At 60.1% G+C, this 21448-nt stretch carries 13 protein-coding genes; 4 read left to right on the forward strand and 9 right to left on the reverse strand.

The window, feature by feature from the left end; genetic code table 11:
• Positions 1-147: 147 nt before the first annotated feature.
• The 4 genes from R3C19_01400 to R3C19_01415 form a co-directional block, all read right to left on the reverse strand.
• A complete protein-coding gene (locus tag R3C19_01400; protein ID MEZ6058996.1) occupies positions 148-486 on the reverse strand; it encodes a hypothetical protein in 339 nt (112 codons plus the stop codon).
• A gap of 731 nt (positions 487-1217) precedes the next feature.
• Positions 1218-1538, reverse strand: coding sequence for a sigma factor (locus R3C19_01405; protein MEZ6058997.1), 321 nt, complete (start codon positions 1536-1538; stop codon positions 1218-1220).
• A 107-nt stretch (positions 1539-1645) separates the two neighbouring features.
• Complete coding sequence (locus R3C19_01410) at positions 1646-3199, reverse strand: isochorismatase family protein (GenBank protein ID MEZ6058998.1); 1554 nt, start codon at positions 3197-3199, stop codon at positions 1646-1648.
• Positions 3200-3282: 83 nt separating this feature from the next.
• Positions 3283-4050 carry a TatD family hydrolase gene (locus tag R3C19_01415; GenBank protein ID MEZ6058999.1) on the reverse strand — a complete coding sequence of 256 codons (768 nt, stop codon included), beginning with the start codon at positions 4048-4050 and terminating at the stop codon, positions 3283-3285.
• 256 nt (positions 4051-4306) lie between these two features.
• Between R3C19_01415 and R3C19_01420 the strand changes: the two genes are divergently transcribed.
• The 3 genes from R3C19_01420 to R3C19_01430 are packed head-to-tail and all read left to right on the forward strand — an operon-like array spanning position 4307 to position 7197.
• A complete protein-coding gene (locus R3C19_01420) occupies positions 4307-5992 on the forward strand; it encodes a sodium/solute symporter (GenBank protein MEZ6059000.1) in 1686 nt (561 codons plus the stop codon).
• Positions 5989-6222 (forward strand): hypothetical protein, encoded by a 234-nt coding sequence (locus R3C19_01425; GenBank protein MEZ6059001.1) that lies wholly within the window; start codon positions 5989-5991, stop codon positions 6220-6222. Before R3C19_01420 ends, R3C19_01425 begins: the two co-directional genes overlap by 4 nt.
• A 54-nt stretch (positions 6223-6276) precedes the next feature.
• Positions 6277-7197: a spherulation-specific family 4 protein gene (locus R3C19_01430; GenBank protein ID MEZ6059002.1), complete on the forward strand. Its 921-nt coding sequence runs from the start codon at positions 6277-6279 to the stop codon at positions 7195-7197.
• A gap of 122 nt (positions 7198-7319) precedes the next feature.
• On the opposite strand, the gene R3C19_01435 is transcribed toward R3C19_01430, so the two are convergent.
• The 3 genes from R3C19_01435 to R3C19_01445 all read right to left on the reverse strand — a co-directional run bounded on the left by R3C19_01435 (position 7320) and on the right by R3C19_01445 (position 11974).
• Positions 7320-8483: an HlyD family efflux transporter periplasmic adaptor subunit gene (locus R3C19_01435; protein ID MEZ6059003.1), complete on the reverse strand. Its 1164-nt coding sequence runs from the start codon at positions 8481-8483 to the stop codon at positions 7320-7322.
• Between the two features lie 271 nt (positions 8484-8754).
• Positions 8755-10056 carry a PQQ-binding-like beta-propeller repeat protein gene (locus R3C19_01440; protein ID MEZ6059004.1) on the reverse strand — a complete coding sequence of 434 codons (1302 nt, stop codon included), beginning with the start codon at positions 10054-10056 and terminating at the stop codon, positions 8755-8757.
• Between the two features lie 73 nt (positions 10057-10129).
• Positions 10130-11974 carry an HlyD family efflux transporter periplasmic adaptor subunit gene (locus R3C19_01445; protein ID MEZ6059005.1) on the reverse strand — a complete coding sequence of 615 codons (1845 nt, stop codon included), beginning with the start codon at positions 11972-11974 and terminating at the stop codon, positions 10130-10132.
• Between the two features lie 424 nt (positions 11975-12398).
• Between R3C19_01445 and R3C19_01450 the strand changes: the two genes are divergently transcribed.
• Entirely contained in the window at positions 12399-14753 is a 2355-nt protein-coding gene (locus tag R3C19_01450) for a TolC family protein (protein MEZ6059006.1), read from the forward strand.
• Between the two features lie 16 nt (positions 14754-14769).
• Here the strand turns inward: R3C19_01450 and R3C19_01455 are convergent, their stop codons facing one another.
• Positions 14770-19734: a hypothetical protein gene (locus R3C19_01455; GenBank protein MEZ6059007.1), complete on the reverse strand. Its 4965-nt coding sequence runs from the start codon at positions 19732-19734 to the stop codon at positions 14770-14772.
• Positions 19731-21410, reverse strand: a complete 1680-nt coding sequence (locus R3C19_01460; GenBank protein MEZ6059008.1) for a type VI secretion protein IcmF/TssM N-terminal domain-containing protein — start codon at positions 21408-21410, stop codon at positions 19731-19733. Before R3C19_01460 ends, R3C19_01455 begins: the two co-directional genes overlap by 4 nt.
• Positions 21411-21448 lie beyond the last annotated feature (38 nt).

Raw genomic sequence — 21448 nt, forward strand, 5'->3', positions numbered from 1 at the left:
ATTCGGGTTTGGTCAGTATCGCCTGGACCATCCAGTCACCTTCGGAAATTCACGTCGCGAGGATCTCCGCCAGGAACTCCGGTCTTTGAATGCGCGCCCTCTGTGCCTGAGTCGTAGCTGATATAAGACGCCCTTCGTGGCTCGGCGTTAATTCCATGATGACCCAAACGTTTCCGGTACGCCAACTTCCTCACGGAACCGGATCGTGGTCCACTGGCTCTCGCCTCGCTTGAACGTCGCGTACGGGACGAGTTCCGTGTGAATCACCGTTTGGCCATCTTCGGACACAATCGTGAACCTTGCGTCCTCATCGGGACTTTTGGATAGCCGTAGCGAGCACAGTGAACCTTCAGGCTTCGAAGCTTCTGTGAGGAATTCGGCAGTGAACCGGATCATTTTGCCTGTGCCGGCGATACTCTTCTTTCCGTCCGCCTTGCCGTCGCCATACTTCAGAATCAGCGGCGAATCGGACGTACCGTCGACCACTTTGGTGTCCTGTGCCGTCTGAGACGAGGTGACTGGCGCGTACCAGCATGTTGCGGGTTCCAGCAGCGCGATGAACTCTGCTGCGACATTGGCTTGCAGTCAGCATCCGGCACAAGAGTGTCCGGTACGCGGGCCGCCAGGAATGCCGGAGTTTCCTTCGATTCGGCGTCGGCGGCCCAGCCCAAGCGGCAGTTGAAAGGACGGCGGCGGCGACACAGACAAGTGACAATTTACTGGTTGTGAACATCGTGGTTTCCTCTGCAGCAAGGCGAATTGCTTCGCGGGAACACGGCCACGCGGACCCGATGCCTGCGCGAACGGTCGTGCCGCCGGCAATAGCCGACGAAATGAGTCCGGGATCCAGAGCGGCTTCAGCGGCCGACTGCCACAGTGCGAGAGAACCAGCGACGATTGAAACGTCGACGCCGCGCTCATCAGCCTGATCCGGAACTCCCGTTTTCCGCGCGCAAGTCGGCCTCGAACGGCGCGACCGTGGTGCCGAGCGCGACGCTGTTTCCTCGCACGACTTTCCTTCCAGAAAATGCAGCACCAGCGGTGCTCGATAGATCAGCGGCAACCGGTGAAGTTCTTCGTCAACGACCTGCTGCTGGTACTGCTCGCAGATGGATTCGAGGGGTGAGGCGAGCGCCATTGCCGAAGGCACTTCCGGCCGGCGTGACTTCCGGTAGCGCGACTTCCTCGCTGTCCGGGATCGTGCGGTGACGGCGATTCTAACGGCGGTTCCGTGAAGCCACGCAGAAAGCGATTCCGGTGTTCGAATCCTTGCGGCGTCTCGCCAGAATCAGAAATGTCGCCTGAAACACGTCCTCGGCAGAATGACGATTGCGGAGTGTGCGGAACGCAATTCCAAACACCAGTGTTCCAAATCGAGCGACAATTTGTTCAAACGCCGCTTCGTCACGATGTTTTAGAAACCGCCGAAGCAACTGACCGTCCTCAACGATTCCAGCGGAACCGATGCGCGGAACCCGGGCATTCCGCTGAATCACGGCCACGGAACTTGCAGCAGGGATGAATGTCGAATTTCGCATGGTGTCACCTTCCGTAGTGCGGCGGCTAGTCGGGACCGGCGCGCGATATTCCAGTTTTTCCCGAAAGGTGCGTGATTCTCAGCGGCGAATCTGCTGTCCCCGCTCTGCTACCGCCGTGCCGGTTTCGCGAGCGATGTGATTGCCTGCTGCAGCATGCGGCAGAATTCGTCCGACTGAAAATCGTCCGGGTGCCCAAGCGACGTGTAGAAGCTGCGGCCTCCGTCGGATCGCTGATTGACCCAGGCGACAGGTTCCGGATCCGCATTGGGAATCGTTCCTGTCAGCAGCGCCGTCGCTGATGGCTGCAGCGGGCTGACCTTGTACAGCGAACCGTTTCCGAGAATCGCCGACACGTCGATTCCCGACAGAATCGGATTGGTGGTCACGGAATCCGACGCCGGAGTTATAGACACGTTCGGACCGTCGCCGTGGTGATTCGTGTAGTGGCCGCCGAAGACATCTGCGTCGAATTCGGGCCACGCTTCATGGCCTTCGGGAGGCTGTTCGTTGCGAAGGCTGAATGCGTGACTTGCCGTGCGAATGCCGATCACGGGTTTCCCGGATGCCACGAAGTCGCGCACGATCTGCAGTTGTTCGTGCGGCAGCGTCCGGCGGCGGACGCTGATCAGTACCGCGTCCGCGCTGCGGAGTACTTCAATTCCCGGAAGGCTGTTGCGATCGTCGGCGGCATCCCAGACGAAGTGGACTCGAAAGTCCTGCCCCAGATATTTCCCGGCGAACTGCCGCAGTGTGTCCTTCGTTTCGTACTCCTGTTCCGCGCACAGAATTGCCAGATCGGAGCGATGATCGTCTTCGAAGCGAAACTCGCTGCCGCCGATCAGGTCGGTGCTGAGAACTGTCGGACACCAGTAGTGTTCGATGTGTTCCACGACAAGATCCGTTCCCGTGAAATGACTGACAAACGGAGCCATGTTCGGGTTGTACATCGTGTCCGTCATATCTCGCATCAACACGACGTTCTGCCCCTGCTGCACCATTTGTCGAATGGAAAACGGCCGTCCCAGGACGCACATGTTCGTGTGAACTCCCATGACGATCACGTTTTCGATGCCGCGCTGCTTCATCAGATAGAACGCTTCCTCGCTGTCAGTGATGGCATCCTGTTCGGCGATTTCGATGGCGGGATGCTGGCGAGACCACGCACGATAATTCTTCACCGGTTCGTCACAGTCGCAGCCGCCGTCGGAATCGTCGATCGGCAGAGCTGCTCCTTCGACCTTGCTGTCCAGGTGGCACCACCTCTGCAGCGGGATTTTGGTGTCGATCGGCGGTGCGGCCTGAGCGAGCCTGCGCTGCGGCCAGTCTTTGTAGAAGTCCATTGTGTCGCTGGGACAGTGAATGATCAGCACGCCCTTTCTGCGAGCGGCGCTGACGACTTCGTTCATGCGCGGAGCCATCTGGCCGACTCGCTTCGTGGCATTCGGGCACCAGTGTTTGTCCCACATGTCGCAGATCACCAGTGCGGTCCTGTCCGCCCGCCAGGTGACCGGCGTCGTCAGCGAGTGAAACCGACCGCTGCCTGGTTCTGTTTCCGTCCGCTGCCGGGCGGAGAGGTTCAGTTGCTCCTGTGAAAAACCGGTTGCAGTCAGCACAGCGACCGCTGAAACAATCGTGAAGAGTCGCAGGTGGAAGAAGCTCATGAGTCGGGCTTTCGTGCATGGTGCGGGCGAACGAAGCGAAACGGCTGCCATCGGGAAAATGTTACCGCCGGCTTCGGAAAGTTTCACACGTTGAACAACCGTCGGGCGTTGTCCGTTGTGACCTTCACGAATTCATCGATCGACAGCCCGTGAACGTCGGCCAGGCATTCTGCCGTCAGCCGGACCCAGGCCGGTTCGTTTCGTTTGCCGCGGTTCGGGTGAGGCGCAAGATACGGGGCATCCGTTTCGACCAGCAGGCGGTCCAGCGGCACGGACTTCGCCACGGACCGCAACTGGTCGTTCTTTCGAAAGGTGACCATGCCGGCAAAGGAAATGTGCATGCCCATCGCCACACATCTTGCCGCTGTTTCCGCATTGCCGCAGAAGGAATGCATCACACCGTTCAGAGGGCCGTGGACGGCTTCGGCTTCCAGCACATGCACAACTTCCGCGTCGGCCTCACGGCAATGCACGATGAACGGCAGTCCGCTGCTGCGGGAAAACTGCAGGTGCCTGATGAAGTATTCCGTCTGAATGTCCAGCGGTGCAAAGTCCCAGTACTTGTCGAGCCCGGTTTCGCCGATCGCGACAACCTGCGGGTGAGATGCCAGGTCGACGATTGCGTCCCAATCGCCGGCGTGAGCTTCGTGCGCATAGTTGGGCTGGATTCCGACGACAGCGGACACATTCTCGAAGCGGTTCGCCAGCAGCACCGCCGCTTTGCTGGTTTCCAGGGTGATGCCAACCGTCAGTATTCGTTCGACACCGCTGTCGACCGCTCGCTGAATGACTTCTTCCAGATCCTGATGAAACGCTTCGGCGTCCAGGTGGCAATGAGTGTCAATCAGCATCGGCGGCATCGGCGAACGGCTCTGCAATTCCAGTATTCAGCGAACGATGAATCGGACGGACGAGCCGCATTGAGTCGGCCGTCCGGGCAGGCAAGCGTAGCGAAACGATGTGCGGGAGAACATCGCGGCGGTATCCCGAATTTACCGCGGCGATTCGATAGCTTGGAAAACTCGCGACGACTCGTGACACTCCGGCTTCGCCGGCCGACTGATCGCCGCGCTGCATGAGCGACCCGACGAAGGAACCTGATCCGACGTGAATCTCGCCGCAACAAACGTCCTGACACTGCCGGACTACGCTGTCATCGTGTTGTACCTGATCGGGACCATCGCGATGGGATTCGCGATCGGTTGGCGCATGAAGACCGGTGCTGACTTCTTTCTGGGTGGCCGGCGGCTGCCGTGGTGGGCGATCGGCATGTCACTGGTCGCAACAGACATCGGCGGAACGGACATCATCGGCGTGGGCGGAGCCGCGTACAGTCACGGACTTGCGGTGGCCAACTTCGAATGGATCGGATGCGTGCCCGCGATGATCGTCGGTGCTTTCCTGTTCATTCCCTTCTTCTACCGCGCCGGCGTTTACACGGTGCCGGAGTTTCTGGAACGCCGCTACAACGCCGGTGTGCGAGCCGTGATGGCAGTGTGCTGGCTGTTGTTCATGGCCTGCAATCTGGGACTGATGCTGCTGGCATCCGCGAAGATGATGTCGGCCGTCTTCGGCTGGAACGAAGCCGTCTGCATCATCGTGACGGCAGTTCTGGTCGGCGGTTACACGTTTGTCGGAGGACTCGCGGCAGTCGTTTATACCGACATGATTCAGTGCGCGGTGATGATCGCCGGGTGTCTGTCAATTCTTGTGCTGGGACTGATCCGGGTTGGCGGAGTCGGCGAATTGAAGGAACGCCTGGCCGAAGCGGAAGCTCGAAAGGCGGCGGTCGCGATACACCAGGACGATGTTGCAACGGCGGAAACGAGTGTCCGGGATTCGTCAGCGCTGCAGCACACGTCGCTGATCCTTCCCGTGGATACGAAATCGCCGTTTCCCTGGCCCGGCGTCTACTTTGGTCTCGCGATGATTCTCAGCCCGGCCTACTGGATCGGTAATCAGGCCATCGTTCAGCGGTCACTGGGGGCTCGCAGTGAGTTCGAAGCCAAAGCATCCTACATCTGGGGAGCACTGCTGAAGAATATCATACCGCTGATTGTTGCTGTCCCCGGACTGATCGCCGTGGCGATTCTTCCGGATCTGAGCGACGGCGATACGGCCGTGCCGAATCTTGTGGGCGAACTGCTGCCTGCCGGCATGCGCGGCCTGTTCGTCGCTGCGTTTCTGGCGGCACTGATGTCAAGCATCGATTCCTACCTCAACTCCGCGGCGACGATTGCTTCCAGCGACTTGTACAAACGCTTTATCAATCGAAACACGACTGACGAACAGTTGCTGCTGATCGGACGCGCGACGACGGTGGCGCTGGTGATCTGGGCGGTCGCGTTCGCGTTTGCGTTGTCGGTAATGAACGAGAAGTCCGGTCTGTACGCGATTTTTCAGACGCTGATGGCGTTCTTCCAGGGACCGGCATTCGCGATTCTGCTGATCGGAATTCTCTGGCGACGAGCCACCGGCAGTGCCGCGTTGGTCGCGCTGTTGTGCGGAATCGGCACGTCTGTGTCGCTCTATGCACTGAATCAACCGGCCGTGTATCAGGCACTCGGATGGCAGCCGCTGTTTCAGATTCAGGAGCCGTTTCTGTACTTTTCCGTCTGGGCATTTCTGGTGACCGCCGTCCTGTTGATCGTGCTCAGCCTGCTGACTAAACCGATTTCAGACGAGCAGCTTGCGTACGTGCTTCGCGGCAGTCGCGACGAATCGGAAGCCGGCGGTTCAGGAACGGCGGCGGCACACGTCGGCGCGAGTTCAGCATCGGGAGCAGGCGAATGACACCGCTGCACCGGATCGGTGATTTTCTGCGGCATGCTCTGGGTGAAATTCCCATACCGCTGGTACGAATCCTGTTCGTCGGCAGCTTCATTGTGCTGCTGATCTGGGTGCTGCTGCTGCCGCGTTCCGCCACGACGGCACCGAACGGGTCGGGGCGTGCCGGGGACAACCTGAAAACGGGAGCCGTCGTAACGCTCGTGATACAGATCCTGATCTACTCGATATTATGATGCGGTACGGAAATCCCTGTCGGGCCGCTCACGAATTCAGTCGGGACTGCTGCCATGAATGTTCGAATGTTGCTGTTTGTGGTCCTTCTCTCAGTTTCGCCGTTCTCAGGTCGATGCGCGGCCATTGATGTGCTGTTCCCGGCCTATGCCAACCCGTGTTGCGACGGCGGCCCGCTGATGTGGTCGTCGCTGATTGAAACGGCCCGCGACCGGAGGCGGATGTTTGAACTGCACGTCATTTTCAATCCGGCGTCCGGTCCCGGAATTGAGCGTGACCCGAACTACGTGGATGCGTCCGGCAACGGCCCGCTGAAGGATTTGAAATCTGCCGGCGGAATCATCCACGGTTATGTCGGCACCCGCTACGGCACTCGGCCGCTTGAGGACATCAAAGCGGATGTAGACGCATACTTCACAGGTCACTACGCGGGCTTCGTCGACGGCATCTTTTTTGACGAGATGTCCAACGACCTGGCGAACACGGGCTACTACGCCGAACTGCAGGACTACGTGAAGTCTCTGCAGGCGACAGCTCGAACGTTCGGCAATCCGGGGACGCCATACACGGAGAACCCCAGCGGCCAGACGGAATTCACAGCTGAGGACTATATCGATTCGCTGGACACGATCATCACCATCGAGAACACCGACGCCGTGTACATGACCGAATACAGGTCATTCCCGTACCTTGAAGATCTGCACCCGCACAAGATCGGCCACATTATTCACTCCCGAAAAACGTGGGACGCCGGACTGCTGAAACTTGCCGCCGAACGGGGAGCCGGATTCCTGTATGTGACGGATGATGTCATGCCGCCGAACGACAATCCCTACGATGCCATCCCCGGTTACTGGGGGCAGTTCACGTCTGATGTTTCTTCATTCAACAAGTCGGAATTCAGAAAGCCCCCATCGCGCAGAGGTCGCGGCCGCGACGGCAAACGTCGCGAATCTCGCGGTGAGCGGCGTCGGTAGCCGGTCGAAATTCTTTTCGCAGCGAATTCGCCTGTGACGAGAGATGACGATCGAATGTGACCGGCCTGCGACAAAGACTCACACGATCCCGGCGGCGGATTCGTGTCATTGCGGACGCAGAATCACGGGTTCGCCGTTGCCCGGCGAGTCTGATCGTGCGGCAGGATTTCCATCACGACCGGCTGGCCGGGCCTCAACTGCAGCCGGCTGTTGTCAATTTCCGCTTTGACCTGAACCTGTTGGTTGACCGGATCGATTTCCGGACTGACGAAAGTGATCTTTCCCGAAACAGTGACGGTACCGTTTGCGTCGGTCGCCGAGACTCGCACCGAACGTCCGCGAGCGGACAGGTCCATCTGCGAGGCGTCGGCATGACCTTCGACAAGCAGTCGGTCCAGCCGGACGATTCGAAAGACAGTGTCTCCCGGTTCGACCCATTCACCCGTGTCGCGCATCTGTTCAACGATAACGCCGACCAGCGGTGACAAGACCTGTCGCCTGCGAAGCTGTTCTTCCGCCAGGGCGAGCGACTCCTGCTTCATCCTGACCATCAGATCGGTCACATTGGATTCGGTGCGCGCCTGGTTCAGTTCGAATTCCAGCCGGCGGACGGCGGACTGCTGCTGCTGAATTGTGGCATCTTCGACACCGGTGCGAATGCCGGCGATCCTGAGGTCGTCGCGGGCTTTTTCGATCTGCAGTTCTCCGGAATCGCGATGCAGCTGCAGACGTTCCAGTTCCGCATCGGACACGCTGGGCTTGAATTCCTTTCGCGCGGCCAGAGCGCGATTCAGATCCGCCAGAGCGGCGTCACGTGACTTGGTGGCCTGACGCACGGCCGTATCGGATTCGGCCTGCTGACGGGCAATGCGGCTGGTGATCCTTGCCTGTTCAAGCAGATGTTTCGCCTCCTCAAGCGCTGCCGTGGCGATTTCAACAGTGACAGACGATTCGTGCCGTTTTGTCGCAATCAGCAGATCCAGCTTCGCCACTTCCACCGCGATTCTGGCTTCCGTATCGTCCAGCGTCGCCAGCGGCTCGCCCTGCGCCACAGTGGCACCTTCGGTACCGATGACCTGCTGCAGAACGCCGCGGTTCAATGCCGGTACATTGGCCTCCTCAAGAACCCGCAGATAGCACGAATTGAGCGTAATGGTCTGCGCGGCAGCAGGTCCCGCCAGCGCGCAACAAGCAAACGTCAGCACGACCAGTCCCCGCCCGGCGTGGAAATGGCTCTGGTGTCGGCGATGCGAACTGGTCCACGCAACTGACGATTTCTGACACATGGTGGCTCCTTCCTGCAGCAAATGTGCTCATCTGTTTTGTGTGGAGGCACTCCGGTTGCATCCTCCGTGGACGCGGCTTATGTCCGCGCACCGTTCCTTTATACTGGCCGCGGCGGACGCCGATACTTTTCGCTCTTCTTGCTCCCGCGAGCCCGAATGTCTCATTCTGCCCCGCTCGCGGTATAGTTCCGGCGGGATTTCCTTCCGGCATCGATCCACGGACAGCAGGTCGGTCAGCGGGCCGAAAATGACTGTCCCGGCCGGCGACTCATCATTCGGCGAGATCGACACAGATGATTTCGTTGTCGTTCCGGATGTAGGCGTGCTGATTGGCGAACGCCGGCATACTCCAAACGACGTCACGGCCGAACGCGACATTGCTTGGCTGGATCACGTTCGCCCGATCGACTTCTTCGTATCCGTCAGGTGACAGCTTCGCGATGATCAGATCGCCAAGTTCGTTGAAGATCCAGAAATGATCCTCGTGCCGGACGATGAATGCCGTTTCGGAACCGGCCGGGCGTTTTCCGATAACGTCCGTTGTTTCCCACAGCAGATCTCCCGACGGAAGATCCACCGCTCTCATCACGCCTTTCTGATCAAACCCATACAGGACGTTATCGGCCAGAATCGGTTGAACGTTGACCGGGCAGATGACGTCCTTTTTGCCTCGCCAGACTTCGGTGGCTCCGGGTTTGTCCGCATTCAGCTTCAGCAGCAGGCTGACGTCGCTGTATCCGGCGACGTAGAGGTGTTCTCCCGCCAGAACCGGCGACATGATGATCGAACCGTTTGTGGCCTTGTACGGAACGGACCAGTATTCTTTGCCGGTATCGGGATTGATGGACGAAACCGCGTCCGGCCGCAGCAGGATCAACTGACGGGCGCCGGCGTAATTGATGATTGTCGGCGGCGAGTAACCCTGTTCCGGTGCTGTCGTACTGCGCCAGACTTCCTTTCCGGTCCGCTTGTTGAAGGCAACGATGTGGCTGCCTTCGCCGCCGGCGAGTGTCAGAATGTTGTCTCCGTCAATCAGCGGGTGAGCGGCATATCCCCAAAGCGCGGCCTTCGTCCTGTAATCCGCCTTCAGGTCCTTTGACCACACGATCTCGCCGCTGCCGGCCTTGAAGCAGAACAGGTTGCCTTCGGCGCCCAGAGTGTAGACGTAATCACCGTCAACACACGGCGTACAGCGCGGACCGGACGGATACGAGATCGTGTACTTCACCGGGTACTCGTGCTTCCACAACACTTCACCGGTCGCTTCATCCAGGCACATGACCTGTTCCGTACCGGTGAACTCCTTCCGTTCGAAGTTGCCGACCTTTACGTCATCGCTGGTTGCGTATGCAGTCAGAAAGACTCGCCCGCCGGAAACCGCGGGACCGGAATAGCCCCCTGCGACAGGAGTGCGCCACAGAATCTTCGGCCCGCCGGATGGAAATGCGGTGATGATTCCGCTTTCGCGCCAGGTGTTGTCGCGCCCCGGTCCCATCCACTGCGGCCAGTCGTCCGCGAGAACATTCAGACTGCCGACACAGCAGAGACAACACGCCAGCAAGAGACTTCGCATTTCAAGGCACTCCCGATTGATAAGAACATGGATTCTGACGCAGCGGTGTTGCGCTGCAAAGAGCGTTCGCGGGTTATAGCAGCAGCCTGCGTTCGAGGAACTCGATCACGCGGCGAAAATACACGAACCCGGCGCGGGCCGGGCCACAGTCCACGCGAGCGACGACTCCCGAACCTGGCCGGAGGTGATCGCGCGTCGCAGCGGCCGGAAGTTCAGCCGTGGCCAGTGTCGCCAGTCTGCCGGTCTCGTCCAGTTCCGTCGATTCCGCCACGGAAGTCAGCGTTGTGTGATGAACATTCTGCGGCGACGTCTCCAGCACAAACGTCACCGGCAGTGATTGCGTTGCGGTTGCCTGGGCCGCGAAGACGTGGCGGATGTCCGATTCCGGAATGCGAAGCTGCAGTTCCCACGGCCCGGTTTCGTCGGCGACTTCCAGCAGGAGCTGACCCTTTTGAACGGGACGTCCGGTCAGTGATTCGGCAATCCGTTCGCGATGGACTGTTCCCGGAATTGGCGAACGAACAACAAGAGTCTCAACCTGAGCATCGACGATCGATTTCTGCTGTTCCAGTCCCAGGACGCGCTGCTTGAGTTCTTCCTTTTCCGCCGAAATTGGCAAACCGCTGTTCGACGCGGCGACACTGGAGCGAGGCAAGGACTCAAGCGCGGCCAGCCGTGTGCGCGCGGCGCTGAGGTCGCCCTGCAGCCGCTCCTGCAGAATCTCCAGTTCGTCGTTTCGAATTCGGCAAAGAACATCGCCCTGCCCGACAACCTGGTGGTCCGCAACAACGACCTCGGTAATCACGCCTCCTTCCGGAGCAAACACGAACTGCCGACCGACGGGAATCGTTGTGCCGTATGCTTCGATTCGCAGCGTCGCGGTCCCGAACAGCAGCCACAGCAGCGGCAGCCCCAGCAACAGCGTGACAGCCAGCGCGCGTCGTGCGAACACTTGCCCAATCGCGTTGCGAAGGCGGACCGTCGGTCTCAGGTTTTCGACTCGCCGGCAGTTTTCCAGTGCCTCGGCAACATGCCGGCACAGAATGTCGGCAGTCGCAGTATCGGACGCTGCCGGAACGCGGCCGAATTCAATCACAGCCGCGGCGTCGGCCGTTGCCCAGTTGGCATCGCGCGACAAAGGCCGGACCAGTGTGGCGGAATCGCCGGACGCCTCACCGCCGTCGATTCCGGAATCCGTCGAACCCGTTGCGGCGGAGGCTGCTTGTTCGACGAGCCGCCGGAGTGCCCGAACCGCGTCCGACCGGTGTTCCGGGTCCGTGACTCCCGTCGATGACGACAACTGCCAGTTTCCGCGTGATTCCCGGACAGCCACGGAAACTCGGTCCGCCCTCAGGACGGCCGCGCCGTCGGTGGCGAAGACTGTCATGACGCGGTTTCGATCGAGTCCGTCGTTCATCGCCGTGACCAGATTCAGGATGCCCGAATAGCGGTCGGACATCTGAAGCATCCGCGAAAGCAGCTCGCGGCGATAAAGGTCAGCGATGACGTCGGCCAGCATCTGCAGCAGATCGGTCGACATGGGATCCGCCGGCATGGCATCCGCCGCGGACACGGCCAGCACAATTTGAACTTTGGGAACTACGTCCGCGCTGGAAATCAGTGTCGCTCTGACGTCGCTGCCGGATTCGGTTTCGTACGGTTCTTCGTCGAGTCTGACGCCGGTCGATTGAGCGATCGCCAGCGGTCGCCCGTCGCCGCCCATCGTCAGCAGCGGCGCGCGGCTTCCGGGACGGACGTCCCACACAGTCACCGCGCTGCATTCCGGCAGATCGCTGATTTCGCGCGTCAGGGCTGCCAGCAACTGAAACGCATCGTCCGGTGATGAGCATCGTCGTTCCGCCTGCTGCAGCATGGCGGCTGCGCGGAACTGGACGGTGGAAGAATCATCGATTGCCACAAACGCTGAACCTGTAACTGGCAAAAGCTGCCGGTTGGTATTCTTAGCCCAGATTCCGGGATTCATACCACAGCGCCGTTCAACGCTCAAACACCAGACGCCGCTGGCCATTCACGCAAATCGTCAAAGTCATTTGCCGATGATCCCGACACAGGCACTTCCTTGCGCGGTGCCAAACGCCTGCGCGTTATGCACATGACGATGATCGCGTCCGCACGGACCTGCGGCGCGGCACGTCAATGTCACGAATACGGCAACGTCACGAAACGGAAACTCCGCTTCGTGACAACGGCTGGCAGCGATCCTATTGAGCCTTTCTGAATGGATGTCGAAAATGGCGAGTTTCCATCAACAACGATTGAGTAACTCGACAGTTCCTCCTGCTGCAGGCGCTGCGCGGAATCACCTGCCGGCATCCTGCCTGATGCTGCTCGTGTCGGCGATATTCTTCGGCTGCACCGCCGCATCACCGGAAGTCTGGGAAACGACCGTCGGCAACGACACGACAGCCGTCGACAGAATCACCTCACAGATTGACAGCGCGAAGCCGGAGATCTTCGAAGTCAGCCAGTCCGTTGAACCGGTCACCGCGTTCACAATCGAAAATCTGACGGAAGACAGCTATCGCGACATGGACCTGAACGCCGTGCTGCGGACAGCGATGGAAAACTCCACCGTTCTGCGCGACATCGGCGGTGTGGTTCTCAGGTCTCCCGGCACGACAACGACACGCTATACCAGTCAGCTTCAGGAAACCGATCCGCGATTCGGCATGGAAGCCGCGCTAAGCGCGTTTGATGCGCAACTGGCGGCTTCGGCAGCGTTCAACAACAACAACCGCCTGTTTAACAACACCTTCTTTGCCGGCGGGACGCGTGCCTTCAGTCAGGACCTGAACGACTACCAGATCGAACTGTCCAAACTGACGGCCACGGGATCACGAGTGGCTCTTCGCGGAGTGGCCAACTATGACGCAAACAATGCTCCTGCGAACACATTCGCGTCGGCGTGGCAGAGCTGGCTGGAAGGGGAAATCCGCCAACCGCTGTTGCAGGGCGGCGGGCTGGAATTCAATCGGATCGCCGGCCCCGGCGGTACACCCGGCATCTACAACGGGATTCTGATTGCCAAAGTCAACAACGACGTCAACAACGCCGACTTCACTGTCGCACTGCGTGACTATGTCAGCAACATCGAAAATGCCTACTGGGACCTGTATCTGGCCTACCGCGAACTGGATGCTCGCAAGAAGGCGATGGAACACGCCCTGATCACCTGGAATTCCCGGAAGGCGACGGAACAGAATACTCAGGATCTGTCCGAAGAATCTCTCGCGCGACATCAGTATTTTCAGTTCAAGTCCGAAGTCGACGAAGCACTCAGCGGTCGCCTGCTGCAGGGAACGCAGACTCGCAACGGCAGCAAGGGCGGAACGCTGCAGTCCACCGGCGGAGTGCTGACGGCTGAACGCCGGCTAAGGCTTCTGATCGGTCTGCCGGCATCCGACGGAATGCTGCTGCGTCCGTCCGAAGAACCGACGATGGCGCAGATTCATTTCGACTGGCAGTCCGGAAGCCAGGAAGCGCTGACTCAGCGACCGGAGCTTGCCCGGCAGCAGTTGATCGTCAAGAAGTCGGAAATGGAACTGCTGGCAGCCCGGAACTTTCTGAATCCCCGGCTGGACGCGTTCGGCCGATACCGATTCCGCGGCTTCGGTCACGATCTGATCGCCAACGGATTCCAGGGCGGAACGGAACCCGCTTCGGCGCTGGGTAACCTGGTGACGGGCGATCAGCAGGAATGGGCTCTGGGCGTTGAGCTGACAGTGCCCATCGGATACCGCCAGGCTCACGCCGCGGTTTCCAATGCCGAACTTTCGCTGGCGCGAGCTCGCGCGATCCAGCGCGAACAGCAGCGGGAAGTCATCAGCGATTTGAGCGGCGCGATCGCCGACTCGGCCCGCGCCTACGTGGCCGTGCAAAACAACCTGAACCAGTACCTGGCCGCTCAGGAATATCTGAAGGCGCTGACAGTGCGGTCCAACCAGCGCATCGACGTTGACGTTGACCGGTTGCTGGATGCTCAGCGCCGCGTGGTCGAATCCGAAATCCGCTTCTTCCGCTCACGGGCCGAATACGCCGTGGCGCTGAAGAACATTCACTACGAAAAGGCGTCGCTGCTGTCGTACCGGGACCTGCGGCTGAACGATACGGAACCTGTCATTGCAGAACCGCTGCCGGTCGGCGGAGAAGTGTTCTTTGACGACGTTGTCCCCGGTGAGCCGCCGGTGGAGATCCCCGCCGAAGACGGTCCGTCGGAAGCCGTGCCCGCTCCCGATTCCACACCGGCGCCGGATGCCGCTGCAGATGATTCTCAGCCGGCGCAAAAGCAGCCGGCGATCGCCGTTGAGGAAATGCTGCACGCGATCCGTCAGCGCCGCGAGAAGAAATCCAGGGGCAGCAGAATCGCCGGCGGAGTGGCGGATCTGGCAGGCAAGACGGTCGCTTCGGCAGCATGGGCTGCCACGGCTCGCGAAATGGATCCGGCAACAACGTCCCAGGTCGTCCCGGATATCTCACTGACATCCGACGTCGGCAAGTTCTCACCGCTGCCTGGCAATGACGACGAACCCGCCGTCGGCGCCATGACTCCGATTTCGCTGACTCCGATTTCGCTTTCACGAGAAGTCATTTTGAAGCCAGAGCCCGCTGGTCAGGAAAACAGGCAGCCATCCGCAGAACCTCCGGTCATCGGCGAATTCACACCGCTGCCGCAGTAACGCCTGGCATGGCGCGTCAGCGGTCGAACTGGTCAATGTTCAGCGGACTAACCAGCTCCGAAGCATCGCGCTGTAGGGATTCCGCGGACGTGAATGCGACATAAAGCGTTCCCAGCGAATCCAGCGAACCTTCGACGGAGAATGCATTTTCCACCGCGCCGTTTTCGACGACGGTGATGGTCTTCGTCCAGTTCAGCGGTTCAAATCGTTCCGGTCTGTCGAGTGCGTCGAGCTTTCCGATTTCGATCCGCATGTCATGATGCGGCTGCTGTCCCGCCGGAACCGTACCTGGCGGCAGCCCGACGCCGATCTGCAGAACGCCGCCGCCGCCCTGCCGACTGCTCCACACCAGCATCTTCGGAAGCCCGTTGCCGGTGCCGCCAAACTCGATGGCGTGCTCACGACCATCCGCCTTTAGCACGTCGGTCAGCGACAGAAAATCATTCGGCACAGTTCGCTGCATTTTCCAGTGAGCACTGATGCCGATGCCGCGGTCCTTTGGCCACGGCGTCATCTGCAGCACCCAGCCAGGGCCGCCCTGTTCATAGGTGAACGTCTGAGTGAACTGGTCCGGCCGAAAGTCCGGCAGCCCCGCGGCGTGGACGTCAAACTGAATCTCCGCAGGCTGTCGCACGGGACGATAGACGTCATCATTGTCCAGCATGATGGTCACCGCCGCTGTGCCGAAACCATCCTGCACATCGGTCAGCCGGATCTTCGACATGGCTCTCAGTTTTGTCGGCGAATCCTGAACCGCTTCATCGGCGGCACTGCGTCTTGCGGTCGCGAAGAGTGGCGGCTGCTGACGCCAGATCTTTATTTTTCCCTGTTTCCAGTCGGGCTGGAGCCTGAAGTTATCGCCACCGCGAAGTGTCAGATTGCCGAGTTTCATGTCCGAAAATGTGACTGAGAATTCTCCAGAAGGAATCCCCTCGATCGCCGTTCCCAGCCTTGCGGACCGGCTGAACGGAGGACTTGAGCCGGTGATTTGGTATTCGCGGGGATCAAGTGCGCTGGTGATCCTGTCGAAGAGTTGCTCCTGGTTGTTCTCCGCATTCACGATCGGAAAATTCAGACCGGTTTCAAAGACACTCCTGAGTTGAATAAGTTCGTTTTCACGGCCCTTCAGATCCAGCGCCACGACGACGGCAGTATGCAGGTCGTCCCGATAGGCGTCCTGCAGTTCTCCGAGGGTCTTTCTATTAGCAGTTGTAATGCTGGGAAGTGCATCATCGTCTGCGGAGATAATCCTTGCCCGCTTCAGTTCAGCGGCATCGCCGATATCGCTCGCGGCGCCGTCTGTGATCGCAATGACCAGTCCGCTTTCTCCCGAGGCGAAACCGTTCGCCGCGCGCGTCAGTCCAAGTCCCAGCGGCGTCGATCCCCAGGGACGAACTTTTCGCAGTTGATCGTCAATCACCATGCGGAATTTCTGACGCGTTTCGTTCGTCAGGCGAGCGGGTTCGATGAGAACTTCGACGTCATCACGGTCTCGCAGATTCGGGGGCACGGGTCGACCAAAGAACTCCGGATAGTCAGGATTCGGCTGACCGGCTCCGTTGACTCGATGCCCGTAGACAATCAGCCCGGCGCGGTCGTCATCCTGCAGAGTTCCCAGAATCCGCGTCAGCGTGTTCAGTGCCGTGATCTGACGACCGGCACCGCTGAAATTCATGCTGCCCGACCAGTCGACGACAAACATGATCGGACGCACATCTTTGCCGTCGATCACGACACTTCCCGTATCGGCGTGGCGAACCAGGCGGATTGTCCGCTGGTTCGGCAGGCACGGATTCGCTCGAAAGGGACTGCCGGACCACACTTCGCCGCGGAAGAACACATCGGCCTCCAGCGGAACCGGTCCGCAGCCGTCGCTCCCCGGACTTGTCAGAATACGCACCATCATGTTGCGGGTCGCGGTCTGCGACGACATGGGAACGCTGACCGCCTGAGAATTCTGATCGACGCCGACGAATGGCGACTGGCTGAGCACCCGCACCGCCGCGATGCCATGCACGGACTGGTCATTCCGTCCGTTGACATTGATCGATGCGCTGAGTCGCTGTTGAGGCGCTTCACCAAGAATCAGCTCTTCAGCAGGTCCTGCGGAGTCGAATCGCAGGGCCACGACGTTACGCAGCCGATCGCGAAGGTCCTCAATCTGCTTTGACATCAGTTCCGCGATTCCGCCCTGAGCGGGCGTTCGCAGGTTCGATGCCAGTTGATCGGCCGCTGACAGCCAGCTTTCGGTCCGACGGAAGTACCAGTGCTGTTCGCCGGGCTTGTCGCCATCGTCAGGCTGCAGCCAGCGACTTTGAATCGACCGATCTGCATTCATCACACAATACTGAAACCGTCGAATTTGATTCGCCAGGACGGTCGGCGAGTCAGAGCTTTCCAGCAGAAACGTGACGTCGTAACCGCTGATCAGCAGGCGGGATTCCACGTCGGCAACGTCAAGCTTTCGGCGGCGATCGGCAAGTGACCCGGTTCCCGCGACGGCGGTTGCCAGCCGCTTGTCACGAACCTCCATCCAATGTTCGCGCACGAGTCCGGCCAGCGTCGCGCGTTGTTCGTGATCCGGCTGTGTTGCCGTTCGAAGATCGCGATATGCCGCTCGAAGCCGGTCGAGTCGCGCGGTGTCGCCGGAGACTGCCGCCAGCAGACTGTGAGTCTGCAGCATCCATGCCGCGTTCCATGCCGCGGCATCGTTGTCGCTGGATTCATCTGCAACGGACTCCCTGGCAGGGCTGCCTTCCGCAGCAGCCGCCGAAGTCGCCACTTCTCCGTCGAGACCCGTCACGATGCTCATCAGGTCGCGCCGCTGCTCGACAGACGACATTGTCAGGTCGAGCAGCCGCCGGGCACGATTGCGGAGACTAAGCTTCGCCGGAAGTTCGGCCGGAAACGACTTGCCGGCGTTGCCGTCCGAAATGCAGGTTGCGATCAGTTCCGTCGCGACCCTGGTCGCATTCGCGTGAGATCTCGACAATTCCCGCTCGGCGTCCTGCAGTTGCTGTGTCAGGACTCCGACATCGTTCAGCGAACCTGGCTGTGCTGACTTGTCACCGGCAAGCAGTGGTAATAGTTTTTCCGTGTCGCGAATCAGTTGAACCGTCGCCGCCGGTAGCGGCCCGTCGTCTGCCGCTCGCACCGGAAGTTCCGAGGCGCTGCCCGGTTCCAGGACGTCCAGGAAACTTTCCCGCGTCGTCTTCGGCAGTTCGTCCCGAACCGCAGCAGCGTAACGGGCAAGCGCAGTGATGTCGTCCAGCGCGAAGGACAGTGTCGTCAATGCCTTCTGGCGAGCTTCCGCGCGTGCCTGCAGTGCGCTAAAGAAAGCATCGGCGTTCTGCTGCCGCGTTGCCCGCGGAGGCTGGCTTGACGGTTCATCCGCCGCGACGGCGCTGTTGACGAACAGCAGATCTTCCGAAGTCAGCAGCAGGTTGTCGGCATCTGTGATCATAGGGCCGATGTTCTGCTCAATGCCGAAGGCTTCGGCCACCGCGTTTTCGGCTCGAACGCGCACGCCGGCGGCCGTCTGTTGTTCTTCGCTCGACGGAGCGGCGACACCTGCCTGCTGAAAAGGATACGACTGCAACTGCGAAGTCAGCACGTCTTCGGCGCTGCTGAGATCCGAGGCACCGTCCGCTTCGGACTTCCACAGATTTCTCAGCCGCTGTTCCGCCGGCAATCCGCGAAACCAGTCGGCTCGCAATCCCCGAGTCGCCGCGATTTCGTCGACCGCCGGGCTGGACTGTTCCAGCAGTTTCAATTGACCTTCGGCGACATCCAGCGCGGTTCCTGCGGGCTTTGTTTGTCCATCCAGCAGATTTCTTTGTGCGGACAGCAGTGATTCGGTGGCAGATCGCCAGCGCATGGGATCCCACAGAATTGCCGAACGAGCGGCCAGAGCTTCTCGCTGCTGCCAGAGTGACATCATCCGCTTCGTGAGCGTTTCATCGAGGGAGCCCGTCGAAGCTTCCAGCGCCGGAGGAAGGTTCTTCATCACAATGAAGTTCTTCCGGTCGTCCTGAACGTCAAGACTTTCCAGCGGCGGAAAGATGGCGACCTGCTGCCCTGCGACGCTGCGGTGTCCGCGAACCCAGGCATCGGTTTCTGACTGAACGAAGCGGCAGAATTCGGCGACGGTCAGATGTCCATCACCCTTCGCTTTGGATTCCGCCGCCTGATCGGCCTGCAAGGTGAATGCTCGGCGGACAATGCTTCCGAAAACTGTGCGGCCATCTTCCAGGGATCCCGCCTTCCAGTTCGTAGCGCCGTCAGAGGACGATGCCACAACGACCAGATTGTCAATGTCGTCCGGCCAGGTTCTTAACTGCCGGGTGATGTCCGAGCCGACCGTTCCCAGCCGCCAGTCCGGTTCCGTTTCCAGGTCAAGCAGCAGCAGCTTGTGCTGTTTTGGCCGACTGCTGAGCGATTCCTTCAGAGTGGCGAGATTCTGGAAATCCGAACCGACTCGCAGATCCGGACTGCCGTTGCCGACGACGCAAAACTGTGCTGAATCCCGGCCGGCGACCGCCAGCAGATTGACGTAGACAACAATCACGTGGGCATTGTCGATCGCAGAACTGTCAGCGCTGTCCGGTTGCGCGGCAAAAGACAACTCGGCGGGATGGCTGCTGGAGATTTCGGATGCCGAGAATCCCCGAGCCTTGTCGGCCGGGAAGCCGGGCGCGGAGCTGTACGAAAACTGCGGCGTCTCCCGCAGCAGATCGATCGTTACGAAATGCGTATGAACGGGAACATTCAGATTCCACAGATAGATACCCGCGCCGACAAAGACGGCCAGCAGAATGACGCCCAGTCCCAGCCGGGCGAGCCGTTTCCTGGACGGTCCTGAACTGCCCGGAGCGGCCGCGGCGCGGCGACCGGATCGCCGCCAGCTTCGACCGGCTGTTTCGTCCTTATCGCGGCGCGGAGCCGCGCCGCCACGCCAGCCTCTGCCCCGGCCACCGGTCATTGCCCTTCTCCCCGGAGTTTCGTGATAAAGATCCAGACGTTGGCCGCCATCAGCAGAGCCGCCGCGGCGAACAGAATTCCGGACAGCAACCGGGCTCGCGACTGTGAACGTTCCAGTTGCGGCGTCCAGGCAACGTCGGCTTCGGATTCGTTCAGCCGATCCAGCACGCCGCGCACAAATCCCTGCTCCGTCGATGCTTTTCCGGTTGCGGCGAAATAGCAGCCGTGCAGCCGGACTCCCGGTTTCACGATGCGGTAAAGGCTTTCTCGCAGCAGCGTAACCAGCGCCTGTTTGCGCTGACTGATTTCGCAAAGCATGTGAAACAGCTTGGGGTTGTCCTTGTTGTCAACGTCATTGGAAAACGCGGTGTAGACCCAGCCGCGGAACCACTGCATCGCGCGGTCGACAACCCAGCCGGCGTTGCCGTCGTTGATTTCCGCTCCGGCAGCGAACCGCGATCCGGCTCGCGATTTTCGCAGTCCCGGCTGCATTCGTTCGGCTCGCAACAGGAATTCCTTCATACCGGTCAACGCATCCAGTTCCGTAATCAGCGCGACGACGGGAAACTGCAACTGGAAGGCTTCGTGAACAGTCACCAGATCATCGCGAATCGCCGGAGCCAGCCGCCTGGCATAGTCCTGGTCCGATGCCCAGGAAATCGGGACCGCCTGCAGCATGCCGTTGATGGGGCAATAGGGCCGCCGCGATTCGGAAATCAGCCGGCACAGATGCTGCATGCGGCGGATGCCGACCATGGTGTCGATTTCGGAAATCGGGCGAAGTCGCTTCTTTCCATATCCCTTGGCGACCGTGTTCAGCCCGGAGAAAGTCTGCATGGCTTTTTTCAGACTGCCGGGAGACATTGTTCCGAAGAATCCTCCGATACTGCCGGCCATGGTTCCCGTCATGGTTGCCGTGGGAACCGCTGCCGGCGCGGGGGCGAGTTCGTCGGGCATCGACATGATTGTGCCGGTTCCCGTCTGCGGCGGACGAACGGCAGCGGGTTTCAGGGAACCGGCCTGCTGCGTCGCGGTGACTCCGCCGGGAAGAGCCATCATGGTACCGCCGCCGCGGAATTCCCCGGAAACCGAATTGCTTTCGTCGATCGAACCGTGCTGGCAGTTGGTTGTGCCGATTCCCGTACAGGAAATAAAGATGGCATCATCGTGAGCGTAGACTCGCAGTACCGCCGACGTCTGCGACACCGGCGGCGCGACCACCTTCCACTGAATCCCTGAAGCGGCGTCAAAAGCGCTTTGTTCCTGCTGCGGCGTCAGACCGTTGACCAGAAACAACGGCAGTTCGTCAATGTACAGACGCTCGCGATCCAGCGCGTCCAGAGCTTCGTGCCAGTCGCGATCGATATCAGTGAACTCCGACTCCTCTTCGATACCCAGCAGTGTCGAAAGGTACAGCAGAACTCGCACAATGGCGTAAATCACCAGGAACACCAGGCCGCACCAGATGCGATTCATCCAGCCGATCGTCAGCCCCATTTCTCCGATCCCCAGCCCGCGTCGTATCCCATCGCTGAAGATCGACAGCAGGATGAAAACAACCGCCACGGCCGTGTAGTGGATGGCCAGATACAGCTTCGGCGAAACGATAGCCGACTTGGGGACGACGCCGCAGATCAGCCGCAGCCAGTCCATTGCCTTGTAGAAGAAGTGCAGCATGTGAGTTCCACGTGATTCCAAAAAACGTCAGTAAATGT

It is taken from the genome of Planctomycetaceae bacterium (genome assembly GCA_041398785.1).
In the GTDB taxonomy this organism is placed as follows: Bacteria; Planctomycetota; Planctomycetia; order Planctomycetales; family Planctomycetaceae; genus JAWKUA01.